Consider the following 21,499-nt stretch of genomic DNA (forward strand, 5'->3'; position numbering starts at 1 on the left):
CTCTCGGTGCGTCGACCGCAAACGACCACTCCGACCGGAACCGACGCCGTGACGGGGTGATTTACGGTTGCGGCAAACCGCAAAAAAACGGGGCTGGACGCGGGCGATGGCTGGGCGGGATTTTAACGGTGAGCTACAGTTTAGGGACCACGCTTCCTGCCCTCCCCTCTCAGCTCTGCGGCGCTATGGCAACTCTCCGATTGACCAAACACAACACGGCGATGCTGACATCGGCGATGACGTTGGTCAATGCGATTTCTGCCGACGCGATCGTGCTGCTGCTCGAAGGGGCGACCGACTGGCAGCGTTTGGCCGAGCTGATGGCCAAGAACGAATTCGAAAAACCCCTGATCGTCGCCGTCGACTCGATCGAAGAGTTGGACGGGGCGTCCGAAGCGGGTTTAAAACCGGTCGCGCTGAACAAGGAAAAGGCGCCGTTGTTGGAGCGTTTGCAACACGCTTTGTTGGAAGCGGCTGCCGACGAGTTCATCAAACCCAACGACGAAATCGTTGCGATCTATGGCGGATTCACCTCCGGCCGACTGGATTCGATCAGTCACCTGAAACTCGACGAGCGCATGCGTCGGCTGACGACGCGCGACCTGCAATCGCTCGAGAGCAGCGTCCCGCTGAAAACCATGAAAGTCGTCGTCGACTTGGCCGTCCAGATCGGTGTGGAAGGCCGCGAAGGCAAACCGGTCGGCGCCCTGTTCGTCGTCGGCGACACTCGCAGCGTTCTCAAACACGCCAGCGATAGTGGCGTCGACCCGTTCCGCGGCTACAACAAGAAAGCACGCAATCTGTTTGACGCCAAGGTCCAAGAAGACGCCAAAGAGATCTCCCAGTTGGACGGCGCCTTTCTGATCAGTGCCGACGGGACGATCGAACGCAGCCGTCAAATGCTGGAAGTGCTGCACGAAGATCTGAACATGTCCAAGGGTTTGGGATCACGCCACTGGGCCGCCGCCGCGATCACGCGCCGAACCAAGGCCGTCGCGATCGTCGTCAGCCAGTCCACCGGCACCGTCCGGCTGTATCAAAACGGGTTCCTGAAGATGCAGATCGAGCCGATGGACAAGGGCATCAAATGGCAGGAAATCTCGTTCAAACCCCCGAGCGCCAGTGGCGATGACTGATGTCTCGCGACAACCTCTACTCCTTGCCGCGTGACCGCGTCGGGCAATTCCAGTTCGACGCCGATGTCGCCGACGTTTTTCCCGACATGATCTCCCGATCGGTCCCCGGATACGCGTCGATCCTGTCGGTCATCGAACAATTGGCCGGCCGCTTCGTGCGCCCCGCTACCAATGTCTATGACCTCGGTTGCTCGCTCGGCGCGGCGACGCTGCTGATTCGCAACCAAGCCCCGCCCAGCGCGACCCTTCACGCGGTCGACAATTCCTCCGCCATGATCGATCGGCTGCGGAAACGGTTGGACCAGCAATCCGCCCGCCCCGATGCCTGTGGCATCGAACTTCATCTGGCCGACGTTTGCGACGTCAACCTGTCCAACGCCTCGATGATCGTGCTGAATTTCACGTTGCAGTTTGTCCCCGCGGCGCAGCGTCGACGATTGCTGCAAACGTGCTTCGATGCGCTGGTCCCCGGCGGCGGCCTGCTGCTCAGCGAAAAGGTGTGCTTCGAGGATCCGGGGCAGCAGTCCCTGCTGACCGAATTGCACTTGGATTTCAAACGCGCCTGCGGTTACAGCGAACTGGAGATCGCCCAAAAACGGACCTCGCTGGAAAACACGCTGATCCCCGAGTCGATCCCCACGCACACGGACCGGCTGAAAGAAATCGGCTTCGGCGTCGTCGCGCCCTGGTTCCAATGTTTCAATTTTGCGTCCATCTTGGCAGTGAAATCGGCGCCCAGCTGAACCGGCGGTGGCATCGTCAGTCACCCTCCCCGGCAGCGAGGGTGCTGTTCTAAAATCGTTTTTGTTAAAGGGGTTTCGTCACTCTCCCCCTGGGAGAGTCGAGCGTAGCGAGGAGAGGGTTTGCGTTGTTGCTTGGGGACGCCCATCATGGGCGAAGTGCCCGCCTCGATTCACCGTTCGACCTCCCCTCGCTTCGCTCGACCCTCCTGCCAGGAGGGTGACTTTGAAAACTGCACGACCTCGCCAGTGCGGATGATTTCGGCTCCCACGACTTGTAAAGAGACCAGTGCCCCACGACACCCCCACGCTGCCCGACTGGTTCGATCGTCGGCCATTGGACCAATGGTTGCGGCAGCGCGGACACGTTGCCTTTGCAGACTCCGTTGTCGAAACCTGCGCGCGGCGGTTGCACCAACCCACCAACGGCGATTTGAAACGCTGGGTGGCCGCGCTGGACGACCTGCCGTCGCGCCAAAGCCGCCAGTTGGATTACAGCGACGGTCGGGTGCGGGTCGTCGGACCGGCCGTCGATCCGGCGACGCTACGCGAAACCCTGATGCGGTTTCATCCCTGGCGCAAGGGCCCGTTCGAGTTCCTGGGGCTGCCGATCGACACCGAATGGCGGTCCGATTGGAAATGGGACCGCATCGCTCAGGCCGTGGACCTGAATCAAAAATCGGTGCTCGACGTGGGCTGTGGCAACGGATACTACGGCTGGCGGATGCTCGGCGCCGGCGCTTCGATGGTGATGGGGCTCGACCCGATCCTGCGGTTCTTGATGCAGTTCGAAGTCTTCGATCGATACCAGACCGGACCGCGACGCAATTTCGTGATGCCGATGATCGACACCGATTTGCCCCAAAAACTAACCGCCTTTGACGTCGTGTTCTCCGCCGGTGTGCTCTATCACCGGACCAGTCCGATCGATCATTTACGCAGCCTGGCCGGTGCCCTGGTCCCCGGCGGCAAACTGGTGCTTGAGACACTGATCATTCAAGACGACGGGCCACGCGTGCTCGTACCGGAAGACCGCTACGCGCAGATGCGAAACGTTTGGTTCATCCCCTCGCTGGAGATGCTGTTTCGCTGGTTGCGTCGGACGGGTTTCGAAGGCATCGAGACCGTGGACGTCACACCCACTGAGGCGACCGAGCAGCGCTCGACCGAATGGATGACGTTCCAGTCGTTGGCCGATTTCCTGGACCCGGATGATTCATCCAAGACGATCGAAGGTTACCCGGGTCCGGTCCGCGCGACGGTTGTCGCCAGCAGAAAGGAGGCAGAATGATTCGGGGCAGGGGAGAGTGGGGGACAAGGAGACAAGGAGACAAGGAGACAAGGAGAGGGGAAAGCGTTTTGTCGCCTCGGCTACCAGCTGATCATCATTCTGCCACCCCATCATTCTGCCATCATTGTCTTGCCCCCATCGTTTTGCCCCCATCGTCTTGCCGTGCCTTGCCCCTGGCACGCCTCAGCTGGCTCGCTGGGCGTCTTCCATCGCCTGGATGTACTGTTGCAATCGCTCCAGTTCATCGTTCATGCCTTTCAGTTTAAGCATGTTCTCGACGCGTTTGAGCAGTTCGACCTTTTGCACCGGTTTGCTCATGAAATCGTCGGTGCCCGCGGCGACGGCGCGTTCGATGTCCCCCAGCTCGTTGAGCGCGGTGACCATCAGCACCATGACGCGTGACGTCTCGGGATTGTCTTTGATCTGCTTGCAGACTTCAAAACCGCTCAGCTTGGGCATCATCACGTCCAGCAGCACCACGTCGGGCGTGAAGGAGGCGATTTTGTCGAGCGTGTCTTGGCCATCGACGGAGGTTTCGATTTCGCAGTCGATCTCCGCCAAGTAGGCCTCGAGCAACTCGCGATTGGCGACATTGTCGTCGGCGATCAGGATGCGATGAGTTCCCTCCGGCAAGGTCGGATCAGTCATGGTCAGCGTGCGGAAAGTCGGGGCGATGGGGGTGACGGGGTGGGGGCGCCCGGCGGCGGGCTTGCGGCGAACGCCTAAGCGATCGTCGCATGGGATTCTTGATCCGCCGGAACCGGAAAGCTTTCGCACATTTCGCGAATTTCACCGCGGATCCGAGCATGCAGCTCGGTGTCTTCGGCGTTGGACAGGGCGCTGTGGATCCAGGCACCGATGCGTCGCATTTCGTTGGCACCCATGCCCCGCGTGGTGAGCGCCGGCGTGCCGATTCGAATCCCAGACGGGTCCATCGGCTTACGCTTGTCGAACGGAATCATGTTCATGTTGACCGTGATTCCACAGCTGTCCAACACGGACTCGGCGACTTTCCCGCCCAAGCCGACCGAGGTGACATCGACCAGCATCAGGTGGTTGTCGGTGCCGCCGCTGACCAAGGGCAATCCGGCCGCGATGAGCGTTTCGGCCAAGACTTTGGCGTTGTCCACCACGGCCTGGGCGTAGACGCGGTACTCGTCGGTCAGCGCTTCAGCAAAACAAACCGCCTTGCCCGCGATCACGTGCATCAGCGGGCCGCCCTGGGTCCCGGGGAACACGTTTCGGTTGATCAGTTTGGCGTGTTCTTCCTTGCACAGGATCAAACCGCCGCGGGGACCACGCAGCGTTTTGTGCGTCGTCGTGGTGACATAGTCGGCCAACCCGACGGGGCTGTTGTGAATCTTTGCCGCCACCAGCCCGGCGTAGTGTGCCATGTCCACCATCAGCCGCGCGCCGACTTCCTCGGCGATCTCGGCGAACTTGTCGTGGGGGATTTCGCGGGGGTAGGCACTCGCACCGGCGACGATCAGCTTCGGCTTGTGCTCGCGGGCCAGCGAGGCGATCTGGTCAAAATCCAATCGGTTCGTGTCCTGGGTCACGCCATACGAGTGGAAATCGTACAGCTGGCCGCTGATGTTCAGCTTCATGCCGTGCGTCAAGTGACCGCCCTGGGCCAAATCGAGTCCCAGAACCTTGTCACCGGGTTTCAGACACGACAGGTAGACCGCCGTGTTGGCTTGGGAACCGCTGTGGGGTTGGACGTTTGCCACCTCGGCACCGAACAACTGCTTAGCCCGCTCGATGGCAAGCGATTCGACCACATCAACGTGTTCGCAACCGCCGTAATATCGGCGGCCGGGGTAACCTTCGGCGTACTTGTTGGTCAGCACACTGCCGGCGGCCTGCATGACTGCGAAACTGGTGTAGTTCTCACTGGCAATCATTTCCAGGCCATCGCGTTGACGGCTGGCTTCGTCCTGGATGGCGTCCCAAATTTGGGGGTCTTGTTGTTGGAGCGGATTCATCATGGCCTTGCAGGGAGAAATGCCTGGAAATTGGAATTCGGGAACGGGGAGTTGTCCCGCAGCTTCTCAGGGATTGTTGATGGGGAACCAAAACCAGTCAATCCTTGGCACTTCGGAACGAGCACCCCGAATCACGGTTTTGACGCCCACGCGGCACGCCTGTCCGAGCCCCTGCGGTCGCGAGCGGAGCCCTCCGTTGCGATGGCGGATCGCCTGGCCCACCCCGGCGGACTCCTCCTGTGACCGCAACGCGAGCCCTCGGAAGAACCGATCTCGGCCGCAGATTCGTAAAAACTATCCCATTTCAATGTTGAAATCGGTACAATCCATTGTTTGGTTTGGGCAGCTTTTGCCGGTTCGACCTGTAATGGTTTTTCACGGTCCGCTACCCGATCGCGCCTCGGCAGGTGCTTGATGGCCCTGGCCGCCGCCCGCCGACCCCCGCCCCGCCCAAAGCGTGACCTACGCTTGCTTCGTTTCCGTTTTCACCTGATGCTCGAGTGCCTGGAATGAAATACGCCGTCGCCGGTTTTGTTTTTTTGCTAACTCTTTCTGCGGCTCAGCGTCGCGTTTCTGCGGCCGATTTGCCCCCTTTCGACAAAGTTTCCGAGGGCTACGAAAAAGTCCCGGTCTCGGACCAAGAGAATCGCAAGGGATTTTTCAACGTCTGGCAGCGGTCCAAAGACGCGCAGCTGCTGGCCGAATTGCCGAAAAATTTTGCGACCAAGAGCTACTTCATCGCGCTGACGGTCAGCAGCGGTGACACCTATGCCGGTTTGCAATCCGGGGAACTGGTCGTCAAGTGGCGCCAGTATGACGATCGGCTGGCCCTGATCGCGCCCAACCTGTCGATCCGTGCCACCGGCGATCCGGAATCCAAGGCGTCGGTCAAACGCTTGTTCACCGACAAAGTCTTGCTGGACATCCCGATCGTCGCCAAAGGCAGTGCGGGCGGTCCGGTGATCGATCTGGACTCGCTGTTGCTGGGTAACGCCAGCACGTTCTTCGGACGAAGTGTCCGCATCTCCAACTCACGAATCAAAAAAATTGAGTCGATCAAGGTCTTCCCGTCCAACGTGGAAGTCGCTCTGGAGACCGTCGGTGCGGCCGGTCGCTTTCAAACCCTGCACTACTCCTTCAGCGAAGTCCCCAGTCCGTCCAGCGGTTTCAAACCACGTCTGGCCGATCAGCGGGTCGGGTTCTTCACCACCACGTACTCCGACCTCAGCAAGTACACCGACGACGAGACCCGGATCCGTTACATCAATCGCTGGAACTTGGAGAAACGCGATTCGAAACTGAAGCTGAGCCCGCCCAAAAAACCGATCATTTTCTACGTCGAACACACCGCCCCGGTCCGCTATCGCCGGTTCATCCGCGCCGGCGTCGACTACTGGAACAAAGCCTTTGAAAAGGTCGGCATCGTCAACGCGATCGAAGTCCATTACCAAGACGCCCAAAGCGGCGCCCACATGGAAAAGGATCCCGAAGATGTTCGTTACAACTTCGTTCGCTGGTTGAACAATGACATCGGCACCGCGATCGGCCCCAGTCGCGTCCACCCGATGACCGGCGAGATCCTCGACGCCGACATCATTTTGACCGACGGCTGGATTCGCCACTACAACTACCAGTACGACGACTTGCTGCCCAAGCTGGCGATGGAAGGGGCCAGCCCGGAAACCTTGGCCTGGCTCAGCGAACACCCCTCCTGGGACCCCCGCGTCCGCATGACCTCCCCCTCCAAGGTCTCGCAAGTTCGCCAACAGATCGCCCGAGACGCCCAGAAACCCTACGCGGGGTTCTCCATGGCCGCCGCCGATTCGTCGCTGATCGGCGACGATGAGTTTGACGGATTGATCGGTCACCTCAGCCAAAAGAATGGCATGTGCATGGCCGCCAACGCCCGCAGTCTGGACCTCGCGGTCGCCCGGATGGATTGGGCCCTGGCCATGATGGATGACAAACCCAAGTCCGAGACCGAAGACAAAAAGGACGACGAGAAAGAGGAAGAGGAAGAGGAAGCGTCGGACAAGGAGGACGCCGATGACAAAGACGACGCCGCCGACAAGAAAGAGGGCGACAAGGAAGACGACGACAAGGACGCGGACAAAAAAGATGACGACAAGGAAGACGAAGACGAGAAGAAGGACGACGAGAAGAAGGACGATTCGGCAGACATGCTCGATGGCATGCCCGATTGGTTCGTCGGTCCGCTGCTGGCCGATCTGGTCGCCCACGAAGTCGGACATACCCTCGGATTGCGGCACAACTTCAAAGGCTCGGCGCTGCACTCGCTGGACAAAATCAACAGCGAAGAACTCAAGGGCAAAGAAGTCTTCACCGCCTCGGTGATGGACTACATCCCGATCAACTTCCGCTACGAAAGCGGCGAAGTCCAAGGGGATTACACCATGATCGACATCGGTCCGTATGACTATTGGGCGATCGAATACGGTTACACCTTCGACGACAAAGCTCTGCCGAAGATTCTCAAGCGTTGCGTCGAACCGGAACTGCAATACGCGACCGACGAAGACACCAACGGCCCCGATCCGCTCGCCCGTCGCTACGACTTCTCCGCCAATCCGCTCGACTACGCTCAAGAGCAGATGAAGTTGGTCAAGCTCTATCGCGAACGCATCCTGGACAAGTTTGTCAAAGACGGTGACAGCTGGGCCAAGGCACGTCGCGGCTACGAGTTGACGCTGTCGATCCAAACCCGCGCGGCAAGCATGATGGCCAACTGGGTCGGCGGCGCGTTCGTCAACCGAGACAAGAAGGGGGATCCGAATGATCGACCCCCGGTCGTCGTCGTGCCGGCGAAACAGCAACGCGAAGCGATGCAATTCGTGATCGACCAGACCTTCAACGACAATGCCTTCGGCTTGACGCCCAAGTTGCTCGAGCGAATGACCTCCGATCAATGGCTCGACGGCGGTGCCCATTTCGGAACGTCCGGTGAAGCGACCTGGCCGATTCACGATCGTGTGCTCGGTCTGCAAGCTTCCGCACTGACCTGGTTGATGAGCCCCACGACGCTGCGTCGTGTCTATGACAACGAACTTCGTCTGCCCGCCGAAGACGATGCGTTGACGCTGCCTGAACTGCTTACCACGATCAGCACTGCCGCCTGGACGGAGCTGGAATCCGATTGCCCCGAAAACCGCAGCAATCGCCAGCCGATGATCAGCTCGCTCCGCCGCAACCTGCAGCAAGAGCACGTGCAACGGCTGATCGATCTGATCCTGGAGAAAAACGACGGCGCGGCGGCCTACAAGCCGATCGGTGACCTGGCACGCATGCAACTGGTCGATCTGATGGAAAAGATCGACATGCGACTGAAGAAGTGCGAGAAGAAAATGGACGCCTACTCACGCGCCCATCTTCATGAAGTCTCGATGCGGATCGAGCAAGCGCTCAAGGCCGGTTACACCTATAATTCAGCCAAGGCGCCCAGCCTTTCCAGAATGCTGATTTTCGGTGAAGCGGAAGAGTAATTCGACGCGCCCGTTATGACTTTCGACGCACGGCCTCTCCCGCCAGAGAGGCCGTGTTTTTTATTGCCTCGCGTTGATCAGAAACGTCAAGTGCGTCTTCACGGTCGGCCACTCCCCCGCGATGACGGAATACACGCAGGTGTCTCGTAGCGTCCCGTCGGCCAAGACCTGATGGTTCCGCAAGATGCCGTCCAGCTTCGCGCCCAGACGTTCGATCGCCGCGCGGCTGCGTCGGTTGAAAAAGTGCGTGCGAAATTCGACGGCGATGCAATCCATCGTTTCAAACGCCTGCGTCAGCAAAAGCAGCTTGCACCGTGTGTTCAGCCCGCTGCGCCAAACCGATTGGCGATACCAAGTCGACCCGATCTCCAGGCGTCGATTCGCTTCGTCGATGTTCATGTACGTGGTCATTCCGACCGCCTTGCCCGATGCCTCGTCGATGATCGCAAACGGCAACATCGACCGCCGCGCGTACAACTCAAGTCGACGCTTGATCTCGCCAGCCATCGCGTCGGGCTCGGGCACGCTGGTGTACCAGAGTTCCCACAGGCGACCGTCGCGTGCCGATTCAACCAGTTCATCGTGATGACGTGGATCGAGCAATTCCAGTCGGACACCCTCGCCAGCAAGCGTCACCGCATCCAACCATCCCGTCATCCTGTCACCCCATCATTCCACCATTCCATCATCCTGTCACCCCATCATTCCGCCACCCCATCATTCTGCCACCCCATCATTCTGCCTTCCCATCGTTTTGCCCCCATCGTCTTGCCTCACCGTTCTGACCTCCCGTCACCCACCCCCTCAAGCCGCCTCCCGGACCTCATCCAGCCCCTGCTGTGCCCGGGTGATTCCCATCTTCCGCACGCGGAGGCGGATGTCTCGATTGCGCTGCCAGTCTTCGTCGTTGACGTAGCCGCGGTCATGGTCCAGGTGATAGCAGACCGCACGGTGTCGGATTTGCATCCCCAGCACACCGGCATTTTCGAGTCGTTCACCGAGTTCACGGTCCAGTCCGCCGTACCGCATCTCGTGATTAAATCCATTGGCGGCAACGACATCCGTTTTCCAGGCCGATGCGTTGTGGCCGTTGAATGTCGGGCGTGTCGTCGTGGCCAGGTCCAGCACCTTGGCCAGGCCGGGTCGGTTTTGGATCCACAACCATTTGGCGGGAACGTCGTCGCCGTTGTGTTTCAGCCAAACGGGGTCGGTGAAATCCTGGTACGCGACTTCGCCGGCCAGGATTCGATCGGTCAACGCACGTTCCAGACGATAACAGCCGCCGGACAAAAAGCGGCCCGGCGCGGCGAGCCGCAGGTGTTCGGCGACAAAGTCACGGCGCGGGACACAGTCGCCGTCGGTGAAGATCAGGTAGTCGCCCCGGGCCGCAGCGATGGCGCGATTTAGGATCCGAGTCTTGCCGAACCCCTGGTGCGTCTGGGAAACGTAACGGACTCGAAAGTCGGTGCGTGTGGCAAACTCATCGATCACCCCGCGCGTCTCTTCCGTCCGGCCGTCTTCGCCGACCACGATTTCAAAGTCTCGGCAGGTCTGATGGGCAAACCCCTTGAGCACTTGGCGGAGGTAATGGGGCGACCGAAACGTTGTCATGATGACGGACGCGGAAACGGGAGCGGGCTGGTCGGCGGCCGGGCGGGCGGGCGGACGGGCGGGCGGACGGTGCGAATCCATTCGTCGACACTCTTTGGCAGGGCTGAGAAGGCGGTTTGGCGTAGTAAACAGCAAGACCTGGAGGCGGGTAAAGATTGATCTGACCAATTGACATCGACCTGGACCGTTTCGGCAGGGTATCGAAGGCGTGTCGCCCCCCGCGCCCGAGCGAGCATCACGCACGCGTGTTCGGGGAAACCGTGCCATGGCCCACTCCTGCCCCAGGTCACTCCACCATGCTCCCTGCGCAACTCGATCCAGCCCGCCCCGAATCTGCCCCAACTGGCGTCCGGTTCTCCCACCGCGTCACCCGAGACCTCGTTTTGCTGGCACTACTGGTCGTGACCGGCTGCTCCGGCGAACGCGGCGGACAGGCGATGGGGGAGCCGGAAGCACATGCCCCGGAAGCACATGCCCCGGAAGCACAGATCGAGGCGATTCAGCCGGCTCCGGAGGTCGATTCCGACGTCAGGTTGGCCCGGGAAGCCCCGCCCGCATCCGCGGCGGTGCCGCCGACGATCGACCGGGGCGCCCGGAAATCCGCCGATCCCGTGTTCCAGTCGGATTCCGAGCCGTCGATGGCGTTCTCGTCCGAAATGGTACCCCGTTCACTTTCTGAGCCGCCGCCGCCCCCGCCGATGGCCGCCCGGGTTGCCGAGCCGGCGCCGACGGACCCGATCGCGACGGGCCCTTTCGCCTCGCTGCCCGCCGGCGCGTCCCATGACGCCGATCGAGCGTTCGCGACCGTGGCCGTTTACTACGCCACCGACCGCCAGCGAGATTCGCTTGCCTTGTCCGACTACAACGTCAGCGGCAACCGCGACGCGTTGGTGTTGTTGGGCGGTTCGTCGATCGTCTTTCTCGCCCTCGCCGGGTTCGGCGTGTTGCGGCGTCGTCCCCAAGCCGCCTTGGGGTTCTCCGCGTTCGGCGTTGTTTCCGCCCTGGCCGCTTCGGCCGTTCTGCTCTCTGGCACCGCCAACATCGAAAAGCACGGCGTGACGTACAGCGCAGACCGGGGAACCCTGGTCAAAGGGATCGCCGAAGTGACGGTGCCGGACACGCACCAACGCGGCATGGTCGAGCGCCCCAGCTTGTTGAGATTTGAGATTCGCGAAGACCAGCGGGAACACGTTGTCCTGACCAGTGCGATCGAGCTTTCCGATTCCGATTTTCAGCGACGGCTCGCCGAGACCGTGGCGTTGTCGCCGAGCCAAGACCTGCTCGTCTTCATTCACGGCTACAATGTCGACTTCCAATCGGCGATTCGACGGACCGCCCAGATCGCGGTCGACCTGCCCTTCGAAGGCGTTCCGGTGTGTTACAGTTGGCCCAGTCAAGGCACGCTGCTGGGCTACACGGTCGATGAAAACAACGCCGCCTGGACCCAAACCCACCTCAAGCAATTCCTGCTCGATCTGGCCCATCAAAGCGGTGCCCGTTCGATCAACGTCGTCGCCCACAGCATGGGAAACCGGCCGACGACCGGCGCGCTGGTCGAAATCGGATGGCAGCAGCGACAAACCGACAGCCAACCGTCCGCCCTGTTCGACCGCGTCGTGTTGGCCGCACCCGACGTGGACGCCGATCGGTTTCGCCGCGACTTGGCACCCGCGCTGACCTCCGTCGCCGAGCACGTCACGCTCTATGCCTCCTCCGACGATCAAGCGTTGATCGCATCCAAACAAGTGCACGGCTACCCCCGCGCCGGCGAGAGTGGCGACGACATCGTGGTGGTGCCGGGCGTTGAAACCATCGATGTCAGCGGGATCGACCTCAGCCTGCTCGGGCACAGCTATTACGGCGACGCCCCGTCGATGCTACAGGATCTGTACCAGCTCGTCCGCAACCGACTGCCCGCGACCCAGCGACCCCAACTCGTTCCAAGACCCCTCGGCGCACTGACCTACTGGCAACTGATCGGGCAACCCAGCGGCCAACATCGGTTCTCCGCCGAACCCTCGCCGATCGATTCGCCGATCAAATAGCAACGCCACATCGGGGGCCTCGTCGTCCCGCACCCCGACCGTTCGGATCGCTCGATTCCCCGGTGCATCAAGCCAAGAAGTCACGCTCCTGGCGTGCCTGGGGGGCTACCCATCTGAAACCGCGCTCCCTGGGGGATATCGATTGTGTAGCGTCAGGATATGGCAACCGATTTAGTCTCTCTCCCTCTGGGGGTTCTTCGCGGATTTTAGTGGGTGCTCTCGAATACTCGGGGAAGGTTTTTTGAGGGATGACTGCGATGTCCGATGGTTCTGTTCTGTTCGGTAGGATGGCGAAGCCAGGTGAAGCGGAGGCGGGCTCTGCGGAGGAGCAACCCACCTAGGAATCACCAGGTCTGCGATGCGGCGAAGGTGCTTCGTGCCCTCCGCCGGCCCGCGTCGCCGGAGGGGCGTTTGAACCGAGCGTTTGTCGTCCAACACTCATTCGGACATCGCAGCAATGCCTCAAAAAACCTGGGTCCTGAGTGATTAGCCGTTAAAATCCACGAAGAACCCCCGCTGGGAGAGACGGCGTTTGCGCAGCAAGCAAACGCCAGAGGGGGCCGGCGCTGACAAAAGTCTTGGCGTCTTGCGCTGCGATGAAATCCGCCTCCTCTGAAATCGACGTCCGGTACACGGGAGGGGCGCGGAGGAGTTAACGCGCCCAGCGGGGAGGGTCGATGTGGCTCCGAATCGCTCAGCGACGACCGCTCGCCTCTCCCCTCGCTGCGCTCGACCCTCCCTGCCAGGGAGGGTGACTGAAGTTGTGTCGACACCCATGCCCTAAAACGGAGCGCGACGACAGGTCTTGGGATCTGCCCGAAGACCGACGTTCCAAAAAGGGACCGCGACTCAGATAGAAACCGGCACCGAGTGGTCGTGATCGGATTCGATTGCGGCAGCCACGGGCGCCGGTTCGTTCTCCGGATTCCCGTCGAATTCAAAGATCCGCTCCAGGCGTGTGATGCGAAACACATCACGAACGGCTTCATTGAGCGAACGCAGTCGCAGGTGGATACCCGAGGCCCTCGATTGGGCCTGTAGCCGGATCAATTCGTTCAGCCCCGCGCTGCTGATCCAGGTCACTTGGCCGAGATCGACGATCACATCGGTCACCAGACGCTCGCGCGGTTGATCCAGGGCGGCGCTCACCTTGGAAGAAATTTTTCTGGCCGATTTCCGACGGTTGATCACCTTCAGCGAAGGCGACACGACCATGGAACAGTCGTGGAAATGGATCTCAACTGCCGTAGCTTGACTCATCGGTGTGATGCGTTCTCACGTCTAAGGGCACGGAACGGGACCGAGTGCCAAAACTGTGGTGTCATTGGCACCCGCAACCATCTCCGACTGCTTCACTGAACACGATGTTGTTGCGTAAACCTAATGTTTTCCGCACTCAACTTCATGAAAGCCTATCAAAAAAGATCGCGCAGGGCAAACAAATTCGTGCCGCCCAACGGCTGGTGGTGGGGCATTGGCGGCCAACGGCGACGCCTCACAACGGCCTGTACTCACTATCCCCGATCGGGTGTGGCGTGAGCAACAATCACAAGACGTCTCCATCACTGCTCGACATTCGATCACCCCTACGACGACGCCTCGTCTATCTTTCAAGGACCCCGTCTTCAGGTTCACGGCCTGCGGTTTAGCCTTCGCGGTGACGCGGGATCACGAAGGAGTGAAACGTGATCACGCAACCGAACGCGATCATCGACAGTCCCAGCCAGCGCGGGGGGGTGACGCGCTTTCGTGGTACCGGAGTGACGGGCTCGAAGATCGAACCCAGAGTTGTTGAATTATCGACCAACGGGGTATTGGTCATCTTTGCGACGAACCGGGTGGAGCGTTCATTGAGCACGAAGGATTCGACGCGACGAAACTGCAACCCGAGCAGAATCAGCAGCATTCCACTGAGGAAGTATCGATTTCGATAGAAAGACATAGATCGAGCTCTGTGTAAATCGTCTTGGGGGCGTCCAGCACGCAGCAAACCGTGATAGATCCATCGGCATTGCGTCTGGCACGCCATCAATGACGTCGCCCAGCGACAGGTCGCCAAGATCGAATCGAACGTGCCAATCGTGCCGGCCGCGCGGCTTGGCGTCGCTATTGCCCGCCGAAGACGTCGTCGACGACCCGGCGCACCGCATTGCCGAAGTTGCGGTGGGCGGAATCCTCCAGCAAATCGCTCTGATTGCTCCGCATGATGGCCGCCGCTAAGGGCTTGTGGTTCTGCCAATCTTGCAGGTCAAAGGCGCGGATGTCGGTGTAGATGCCCGCCAGATTGTTGCTGATCTTGGGCACCAGGACGACGCCGTTGTTGCCACGCACGATGTGGTAGTGCATAACGACGAACAGCAGCAGCGCGCCGCAGAACATTCCGGCAAAAAATCGAGACATCTCGGCGGCCAGGGGAAAACGGAAGCGGGGTTGGAGGCGGAACCCTCAAATCCCGCGGTTTCATTTTTAGACCTGCACCCCATTCAGGGCAAGTCCGAAGTTTTTTCGTTCCTTCGCCAAGCCGTCTTGACGACGCCTCCTGATCGCTACACACTACGCAACCGATCGGCCGACCGAGAAAGTTGAAGTTTCAGCCCCCGACGTCCGATCCCACTCGGTACCGCAGCAGACCACCGCACGACACCCCGTGTCAGCGATCGTGCCGTCTGCCCCCGATCACGCGGGCGATTAGCTCAGTTGGTTAGAGCGCTACGTTGACATCGTAGAGGTCACAGATTCGAATTCTGTATCGCCCACTCGAAACAAATCTCGTTTCGTCCCGCAAATCCCCGGTCGGATCGCTCTCGTAAGCGTTACCAGCGACATAGCTGTGCGGCCCACTTTCTGACGTAGCCGGTATTCACTACCGCCTACGAATTGAGGAGGTGGCGCAATGCCGCGACAGAATTCGTCGACGCCTACGTATCTCTACCACACGTCCGGACAAGCCCGAGTCTACCTTGACGGGCGATACTTCTACCTCGGTGAACACGGCTCTCCAGCCAGCTACGCCAAGTTTTACGCCCTGCTGGCCACGTACACGGCAAACGGAAATCGGATGCCCTCCGATGCCGAGATCGACGTCGCCGACGCACCGATCACTGTGCGTTGCCTCACCGCCGAGTTTCGCGAACACGCGAAAACCAAGTACGCCAACAACAAGACCCAGCGAGGCCGGTTCAATAACCTCTGTACGCTGCTGGACGATGAATACGCAGACGTCCCGATTGACCAATTCGGACCCCGCAAGCTGGCCGAGATCCGCGAACTGCTGGTCGCGACGAAAAACAAGCGGGGGCGGAATAACACCCGCAGATACATCAACGAGCAAATCCGATCGATTATCAAGGTGTTTCGATTCGGCGTCTCCCGTGAAGTCGTGGACCCTAGCATCGTTGTCGCCCTGGATACTCTCGAACCACTGGCATACGGTCAGACCAAGGCCCGTGAATCTGACCCAGTGACACCCGTCGACATTGAATCGGTTCGACTGACAGCGAAGTTCCTCTCGCCCCAAATTAAGGCGATGGTGAGGATCCAGGCAGCAACAGGGATGCGCCCGAGCGAAGTTTGTGTCATGCGGCCGATTGACATTGAGAAGCGTCCGGACGGCGTTTGGGTCTATCGGCCGGCCAAGCACAAGACCGCCCACCGCGGGAAGAAAAAAGAGGTGCCGTTGGTGGGTGATGCCAAGCGGGCGCTGAAACCATTCCTCAACCGCCCCGATGAGGAGTTTTTCTTCAAACCCGTCGAAGCGTCCGAGTGGCACCTGCAGCAACGGCGGGAAAATCGCAAAACCCCGATGAATCAGGGAGATCGGCCGGGATACAGTAAGTCCAGCCGAAGCGGAACACGGAAGCCCCGTGAATACCAAGAGCGGTACAACAAGGATTCCTACCGCCGGGCAATCGAGCGAGCGGCGAAACAGGCCCAGACGGATCACTGGCACCCCTACCAGCTGCGTCACACTGCGGCGTCCGTCATTCGGGAGGCACTCGGTATTGAAGCAGCCCAGGCAATGCTGGGGCACTCCCGCGCGGCGATGACCGAACATTACGCGAAACAGTCACTCGATCGAGCGATCGAGGCCGCCAAGGTTGCTCCGAAAATCTGAACGGCAATAATCAAAACAACTGCCATGGCGACGGCCGCGGCATTTCCTCAAATCATGCTGGCGACGGTCGGCGTGATGGCAACGTGTCCCGCCGTTGGAATCTCTCATCGCCAACGGCGGGCGCGGGGCCAACCGAAGATGAGAGACAATGGACAACGAAGCGACAGGCGACCAGGTGGTCGCTTTCTTCGATGCTGCAGTGAGCTTGCTCACCTACTGCAACGAAGAGATCGACAGTTTTAACGAAGCGATCGAAGAGCGTTTGCGTCGGGAAGAGATGACGCCATACGCTGCAGACCGAAAAGACCAGATCCACCGGCTTTGGCTCAATGTTCGAAATCGGTCGGTCGAAGTGACGGATTTTATCCGCATGGTTAACGCCTCTCATCGAAAGCCTATCCACATAGGTGACGATTGGGCGGGCGGGCTGATTTCGGAAGCTGTTTGCCCAGTTGCTCGATTGGTCGTCAACGTCATCAACGTGATCGGGTTTCCCGACGAAGAGAGGACGCATGCGGAGGCCAAACGGGACAGGCGAGTAGCGAGAGACCTGCTTGATCGCCTTCCTGAAAATTGGACAGCGGTTTCAGCTGAGATTCTTGAAATGGAACGGCAGCGGTGCCTAGCATGCCTTACGGAGCACCGATTCGCGGAGGGGCGGCAACCGGGAGCCCTCTGGAGCGTTGAAGTTATCTCCAAGTTGAAGGGGCAACAGCGAGCATTGCTTGAAACGATGAACAACGCGAACGGCAGCGTCCCCATCGACGAATTCGCCCAAAAATCCCAATGGGTATCTCCGTACGACGACGCTGCAGCGAGCTTGATTCAACGACTGAACAAGAATCTCGAAAAGCATTCTGTGGATAGTCGAATCCGACGGAATGACGGCCGATTCGAAAAAATACCGAAACCGACATAGAAACGACACATTTTCGTACGAGAACCGACACATCGGTCCTCCCTAACCTTTTCGCAACTTGCTTCAAAACGCATTGCGAAAAGGTTTTTTCATGCTCGCTACAGCCAACCAAACCCAATCGAATCCCGTTCGCCGGATTTTGACTGAGGACACTCTGACGCTTCAGGACGCCGCCTCCGACGTGGAGTCTCTCATTGGCCGGCGGCCTGACAAGACGACTCTCTACCGTTGGTGCCTGCGTGGTGTTCGCGGTGTCAAGCTTGAGCACGTTCGCCTCGGCGGCCGGATCATCACCAGCAAACAGGCGATCACGCGATTCATCGAAGCGCGAACCAAGAAAGCCTAGGAGGGTGTTGACGGCGCAGCCCATCAACACACAACGGCCAACCGGGGCGTAACCGGCTGGCCGTCGCGATTTCCGAAGTTTGCTCCAAGGACACAGAGCACCATGACCATAGCACAACCGTCAGACTCGGCAAGTCAAACGCCACTTTTTGACCACGGTCAACACGCCAAAGCAACCCGAGCCGCCGCGGCATCGGCAGCGAAAGAGAAGGGGCCGAACCGCCGGCTGCAGATCCTGACGTTACTCCGCTCCCGCGGCACCACCGGCGCGACACGTCACGAGATCGCCGACGCAATGGGTTGGCCGTTGTCATCTGTTTGCTCGCCGGTCTTAGAGTTGCTCCGCACTGGCGATTTGATCGAGAACGGCGAGAAACGAAAAACGCAGTTCGGATCGATGGCCGCGGTGATCGTCGTGAACCCTTTGAAGGCGGAGGGCTGAACGATGGAGATTGCTAGAAAAATCATCCAGATTGTCCCCGGCGACTGGGATGTCATTTGGTTCTGCCGGACGCAAAAAGAAATCTACAAGACCAAAGCGATGTTCTGCGCCGCGGTCAAGGAATACGAGATCAAGCGGGACACCAGCGGCCGCGTATGCGATCGGCAGTACCTATGGGACAGCGTGATACCGATCGATCCCAGTGACATCGGCATCGGTGGAATCGTTGACAGTGACGAGTACATCGGCATCGTCCCCGCCGGGGTTGACCCGCGAGATCCGCAATACGCCCTAGAGTTTCCCATGGAAGCGAGGGATGCGGCATGAACGGACCAGGCGAGACGGCGGCATGGTTGGATGCCCTTTACAGCCGATGCACTCCCGACGATGGCGAACTCGTTTTCGTCGATTCAACCAAACGCAAAACCGTGGGAATGGCGAAAGCCGGCGATCCCGACGAACTGGTCAAGGCAGCCAACGCGATGAATGGCCGGCTCGATCAGTATTTGAAAATCAACCCGATGGACGGTGACGCGATCCGGGCGAGAGCGGAACGCGATGGCAAGGGACGCTACATAGTCGGTTCTGCAAACGAAGTCAAAACGATCGTCTCGTTCCACCTGGACTGTGACGCCGGGAAATCATCGAAGTATCACACCCGCGAAACGATGCTCCGATTGCTCGACAAGATGCCTCGCAAGCCGTCGCTGATTGTCAACAGTGACGGTCCCGAGGGCGGGTTTCATTGTTACTGGATTCTTGCAAATCCGTTTCGCATCAAATCAGACGATGATCGCGAATACATCAAGCGTCTGACGAAGCGTTGGCAGGACAAGCTAAACAGTTTGGCCGGCGGAAAACTTGACTCAACGGCCAACATCGACCGCGTGTTGCGAGTGGTTGGGCAAGGTCGCAGCAACGGCAACGCGGTGACGTGTCACGAGTATCACCCTGAGCGGTTGTATTCGTTGCGTGAATTGTCGCTCCCTGCAAGTCAAAGCGAAATCAAAACGTCTGCCACAAAGTTTGCTCGGCAAGTGATCCGCGAAACACTCGGCAAGTGTGACACATCAGACCAGCCGATCACCGCGTACATCGACGCGAGCAATTTAACCGTCGAAGACCTGTTGGCACAAAATGGATACCAACAGCTACGCGGTGACGAATGGATTCGCGAGGGCAGCGTCAGCGGTGCCAGAACGTTGAAGATTGCCACCGAGGCGGATCGGCCGGGGATCAATGTGTTTTCGGGGAACGAAACGCGGTTCCCTTGCCTCAAGGATGACGGCAGTGTCGGCCGGTTCTATTCGATTGACCAGATGTTTGTGACTCTCCGTCACGGTGGCGACTGGAAGGCCGCCGCGCGTTGGTGTCACGAACAAATCGAAAGCCAATCAGGGAGGGGGCCAGCGTGAACGAATACACCGATGAAGCGATTGAACAGTTTCAACGCAAGTATGACCAGGCCGTCGAAGAGGCGAGCCGAAAGACGGCCGCGGTCAAGCTACTGGCACGAGAGGCCAAGCGTCGGCAAATTGATCTTGGCACCATCCCTGCCGGCGATCTTCCCGAGGTCAAAACCGATAAGGGTCTGACCATCAAGGTCGAATCAGTTGCGTTTGACGGGAACCATTCGGGCACAGTGCGGGATGAATCAGGCGAGTCGATGCCGTTTGGTTGGATCGTCACCAGTGACGACGATCGAAGCCGGTTCATTAAGAGCGTGGTTGCCAAGTGGCCTGATGAAACACCGGAATCGATCGAGGCAGTGATCGATGTTTTTTCCAGCCGATGGGAAACCCTTCAAGCGTCTCGTGACACAGACGATTCTGAAAAGCCGTTGACGCGGTGCGGTATCGAGATCCTTCACGAATTGCTTGACGATCTGCACGACGGTCGCGGCGATGTTCTCTATACGCTCGGCAACGCCCTTGAAGGATTCGAGATCGGACCCGGATTGATCGCCGCACTCGGAGCTGGGCCGGGGGTCGGTAAGACCGCGTTGGCCGGCCAAGTCACCTTTGAAGTGTTGCAGCACAATACCGGCGTCCAGGTTTACATCGCAAACGCTGAGTCGACGTTCAAGGCGTTGTTGAAGCGCGAGTTGGCCGGACGAACAAGTGTTCCGCCCAAGGCGTTGCGATTCGCTGACCTGACCGCCGGCCAACTTGCTGAGGTTGACTTCGCCGCGGCAGAGATCGCGGAACACGTTGGTGCCGATCGGTTGAACGTGATGCCAATTGAGCTTTGCACGATGGAAGGTCTGGGGCGTCTGATGCGAGAACGCGAGCCGGGATTTTTGATCGTCGACTACATCCAGAAATTCGCCCCTTACGGAAAGGACATTCGGCAAGGTGTCAACGAGGTCATGACGCTGCTGCGTGTGATGGCCAGCAAGGGCTGGGGCATCCTCGCGTTGTCGGCCACGTCGCGCACCACGGGGAAGTCATCCAGCGGGCACGACACCTCCAAACTGACGCTGGCGAGCTTCAAGGAATCGGGCGAGATCGAATTTAACGTAGACAGTGCGTATCTGTTGCGTGATTGCGGTGAAGTCGAACCAGGCGTGCGAGGTGTTCGCAACATCGCCCTTGATTGCGTCAAGAACCGTCACGGCGATCAGATTCGAAAGGAACTCGTTTTTGACATGCCGCGAATGCGATTCGGAACGCCTGACCCGATGCCCCATGACTTTGGGGAGTACGGGGGAAATCTCGGCGACCAGCCTTGGAAGGCGAAAGGATGACTCAAAAACAGAAATCAAATTTACGATGGGAGTCGGGCCGGCACATTCATGACATCGTGCTGCCGTCCCTGGATTCGACCGCACAGGCCGCGGTGCTAATGTTCTGCTGGTTTCACGCCCGCGGGCGTGACTGCGTTTTCGATGCGACTGCCCAGCAAATCGGGGACGCACTGAGTATGTCGCAGCGTCACGCGAAACGGGTTCTCTGTGAACTTGAGACGGGCGGCGTGGTCAAGACGCTGACCAGTGGTCGGGGACGGGGCAACCCATCAACGCGATACATCACAGGCCAGCCATTGAAGATCACAAAAGGGGACTCCCATGTCACCCTTTCCGATCAAAAAGGGGACACAGGCGTCACCCTTCCAAAAACAAAAGGGGACAAACGGCGCACGAAAAGGGGACAAATGGCGCACGAAAAGGGGACACCCATGTCACCCACACAGAACAGAACAGAAGCGGCGTCGCTTTCGCTTCGCGACGACACCACTTCTGGCACACCAAAAGACGAACGCCCCCGCCGCGTTGCAACACCTGACGCTGCTGCTGGATGAGTAGGTACTACTTTGAGGTCCAACGCTCGGGCCTCCAAAGGGAACAGTCACAAAAATTAGTACTGTTGACC

Annotated in this window: 20 protein-coding genes and 1 tRNA gene; 14 read left to right on the top strand and 7 right to left on the bottom strand. The window is 59.4% G+C overall.

Going from position 1 to position 21,499, the window contains the following annotated elements; translation table 11 throughout:
- Nucleotides 1-185 precede the first annotated feature (185 nt).
- From Enr13x_RS13170 to cmoB, 3 genes are all read left to right on the top strand, one after another.
- Nucleotides 186-1,136 carry a DNA integrity scanning protein DisA nucleotide-binding domain protein gene (locus Enr13x_RS13170; protein WP_145386670.1) on the top strand — a complete coding sequence of 317 codons (951 nt, stop codon included), beginning with the start codon at nt 186-188 and terminating at the stop codon, nt 1,134-1,136.
- Nucleotides 1,136-1,879, top strand: coding sequence for a carboxy-S-adenosyl-L-methionine synthase CmoA (gene cmoA / locus Enr13x_RS13175; RefSeq protein WP_197456002.1), 744 nt, complete (start codon nt 1,136-1,138; stop codon nt 1,877-1,879). The genes Enr13x_RS13170 and cmoA overlap by 1 nt, the downstream gene beginning before the upstream one ends.
- 286 nt (nt 1,880-2,165) lie before the next feature.
- Nucleotides 2,166-3,167, top strand: a complete 1,002-nt coding sequence (cmoB, locus tag Enr13x_RS13180) for a tRNA 5-methoxyuridine(34)/uridine 5-oxyacetic acid(34) synthase CmoB (RefSeq protein WP_231744260.1) — start codon at nt 2,166-2,168, stop codon at nt 3,165-3,167.
- Nucleotides 3,168-3,350: 183 nt separating this feature from the next.
- On the opposite strand, the gene Enr13x_RS13185 is transcribed toward cmoB, so the two are convergent.
- Both Enr13x_RS13185 and Enr13x_RS13190 read right to left on the bottom strand, forming a co-directional pair.
- Complete coding sequence (locus Enr13x_RS13185; RefSeq protein ID WP_145386674.1) at nt 3,351-3,815, bottom strand: response regulator; 465 nt, start codon at nt 3,813-3,815, stop codon at nt 3,351-3,353.
- Between the two features lie 74 nt (nt 3,816-3,889).
- Nucleotides 3,890-5,152 (bottom strand): serine hydroxymethyltransferase, encoded by a 1,263-nt coding sequence (locus Enr13x_RS13190; RefSeq protein WP_145392289.1) that lies wholly within the window; start codon nt 5,150-5,152, stop codon nt 3,890-3,892.
- 509 nt (nt 5,153-5,661) lie between these two features.
- Here Enr13x_RS13190 and Enr13x_RS13195 point away from each other — a divergent pair.
- Nucleotides 5,662-8,652 (top strand): zinc-dependent metalloprotease, encoded by a 2,991-nt coding sequence (locus Enr13x_RS13195; protein WP_145386676.1) that lies wholly within the window; start codon nt 5,662-5,664, stop codon nt 8,650-8,652.
- 60 nt (nt 8,653-8,712) lie between these two features.
- On the opposite strand, the gene Enr13x_RS13200 is transcribed toward Enr13x_RS13195, so the two are convergent.
- A complete protein-coding gene (locus tag Enr13x_RS13200) occupies nt 8,713-9,309 on the bottom strand; it encodes a GNAT family N-acetyltransferase (RefSeq protein ID WP_145386678.1) in 597 nt (198 codons plus the stop codon).
- Between the two features lie 147 nt (nt 9,310-9,456).
- The gene (locus tag Enr13x_RS13205; protein WP_145386680.1) at nt 9,457-10,344 is read right to left on the bottom strand and encodes a glycosyltransferase; all 888 of its coding nucleotides are present in this window, start codon (nt 10,342-10,344) and stop codon (nt 9,457-9,459) included.
- A gap of 215 nt (nt 10,345-10,559) precedes the next feature.
- On the opposite strand from Enr13x_RS13205, the gene Enr13x_RS13210 reads away from it, so the two are divergent.
- Nucleotides 10,560-12,308 (top strand): alpha/beta hydrolase, encoded by a 1,749-nt coding sequence (locus tag Enr13x_RS13210; RefSeq protein WP_145386682.1) that lies wholly within the window; start codon nt 10,560-10,562, stop codon nt 12,306-12,308.
- An 849-nt stretch (nt 12,309-13,157) separates the two neighbouring features.
- Here the strand turns inward: Enr13x_RS13210 and Enr13x_RS13215 are convergent.
- The 3 genes from Enr13x_RS13215 to Enr13x_RS13225 all read right to left on the bottom strand — a co-directional run bounded on the left by Enr13x_RS13215 (nt 13,158) and on the right by Enr13x_RS13225 (nt 14,708).
- The gene (locus Enr13x_RS13215) at nt 13,158-13,568 is read right to left on the bottom strand and encodes an STAS domain-containing protein (protein ID WP_145386684.1); all 411 of its coding nucleotides are present in this window, start codon (nt 13,566-13,568) and stop codon (nt 13,158-13,160) included.
- A 385-nt stretch (nt 13,569-13,953) separates the two neighbouring features.
- Nucleotides 13,954-14,250: a hypothetical protein gene (locus Enr13x_RS13220; RefSeq protein WP_145386686.1), complete on the bottom strand. Its 297-nt coding sequence runs from the start codon at nt 14,248-14,250 to the stop codon at nt 13,954-13,956.
- Nucleotides 14,251-14,414: 164 nt separating this feature from the next.
- A complete protein-coding gene (locus Enr13x_RS13225; protein WP_145386688.1) occupies nt 14,415-14,708 on the bottom strand; it encodes a hypothetical protein in 294 nt (97 codons plus the stop codon).
- A gap of 282 nt (nt 14,709-14,990) precedes the next feature.
- On the opposite strand from Enr13x_RS13225, the gene Enr13x_RS13230 reads away from it, so the two are divergent.
- The 9 genes from Enr13x_RS13230 to Enr13x_RS13270 all read left to right on the top strand — a co-directional run bounded on the left by Enr13x_RS13230 (nt 14,991) and on the right by Enr13x_RS13270 (nt 21,428).
- Nucleotides 14,991-15,064, top strand: a tRNA-Val gene (locus Enr13x_RS13230).
- A 137-nt stretch (nt 15,065-15,201) separates the two neighbouring features.
- Entirely contained in the window at nt 15,202-16,422 is a 1,221-nt protein-coding gene (locus tag Enr13x_RS13235) for a tyrosine-type recombinase/integrase (protein WP_145386690.1), read from the top strand.
- Nucleotides 16,423-16,570: 148 nt separating this feature from the next.
- Nucleotides 16,571-17,341: a hypothetical protein gene (locus tag Enr13x_RS13240; protein ID WP_145386692.1), complete on the top strand. Its 771-nt coding sequence runs from the start codon at nt 16,571-16,573 to the stop codon at nt 17,339-17,341.
- A 91-nt stretch (nt 17,342-17,432) separates the two neighbouring features.
- A complete protein-coding gene (locus Enr13x_RS13245) occupies nt 17,433-17,687 on the top strand; it encodes a DUF1580 domain-containing protein (RefSeq protein ID WP_145386694.1) in 255 nt (84 codons plus the stop codon).
- Nucleotides 17,688-17,789: 102 nt separating this feature from the next.
- Nucleotides 17,790-18,128 carry a hypothetical protein gene (locus tag Enr13x_RS13250; protein ID WP_145386695.1) on the top strand — a complete coding sequence of 113 codons (339 nt, stop codon included), beginning with the start codon at nt 17,790-17,792 and terminating at the stop codon, nt 18,126-18,128.
- Nucleotides 18,129-18,131: 3 nt separating this feature from the next.
- The gene (locus Enr13x_RS13255; protein WP_145386697.1) at nt 18,132-18,455 is read left to right on the top strand and encodes a hypothetical protein; all 324 of its coding nucleotides are present in this window, start codon (nt 18,132-18,134) and stop codon (nt 18,453-18,455) included.
- Nucleotides 18,452-19,543 (top strand): hypothetical protein, encoded by a 1,092-nt coding sequence (locus Enr13x_RS13260; RefSeq protein ID WP_145386699.1) that lies wholly within the window; start codon nt 18,452-18,454, stop codon nt 19,541-19,543. Before Enr13x_RS13255 ends, Enr13x_RS13260 begins: the two co-directional genes overlap by 4 nt.
- Nucleotides 19,540-20,874, top strand: coding sequence for a DnaB-like helicase C-terminal domain-containing protein (locus Enr13x_RS13265; protein ID WP_145386701.1), 1,335 nt, complete (start codon nt 19,540-19,542; stop codon nt 20,872-20,874). Before Enr13x_RS13260 ends, Enr13x_RS13265 begins: the two co-directional genes overlap by 4 nt.
- The gene (locus Enr13x_RS13270) at nt 20,871-21,428 is read left to right on the top strand and encodes a hypothetical protein (RefSeq protein ID WP_145386703.1); all 558 of its coding nucleotides are present in this window, start codon (nt 20,871-20,873) and stop codon (nt 21,426-21,428) included. Before Enr13x_RS13265 ends, Enr13x_RS13270 begins: the two co-directional genes overlap by 4 nt.
- Nucleotides 21,429-21,499: the final 71 nt, after the last annotated feature.

Origin of the sequence: Stieleria neptunia, assembly GCF_007754155.1 — a bacterium.
GTDB lineage: Bacteria > Planctomycetota > Planctomycetia > Pirellulales > Pirellulaceae > Stieleria > Stieleria neptunia.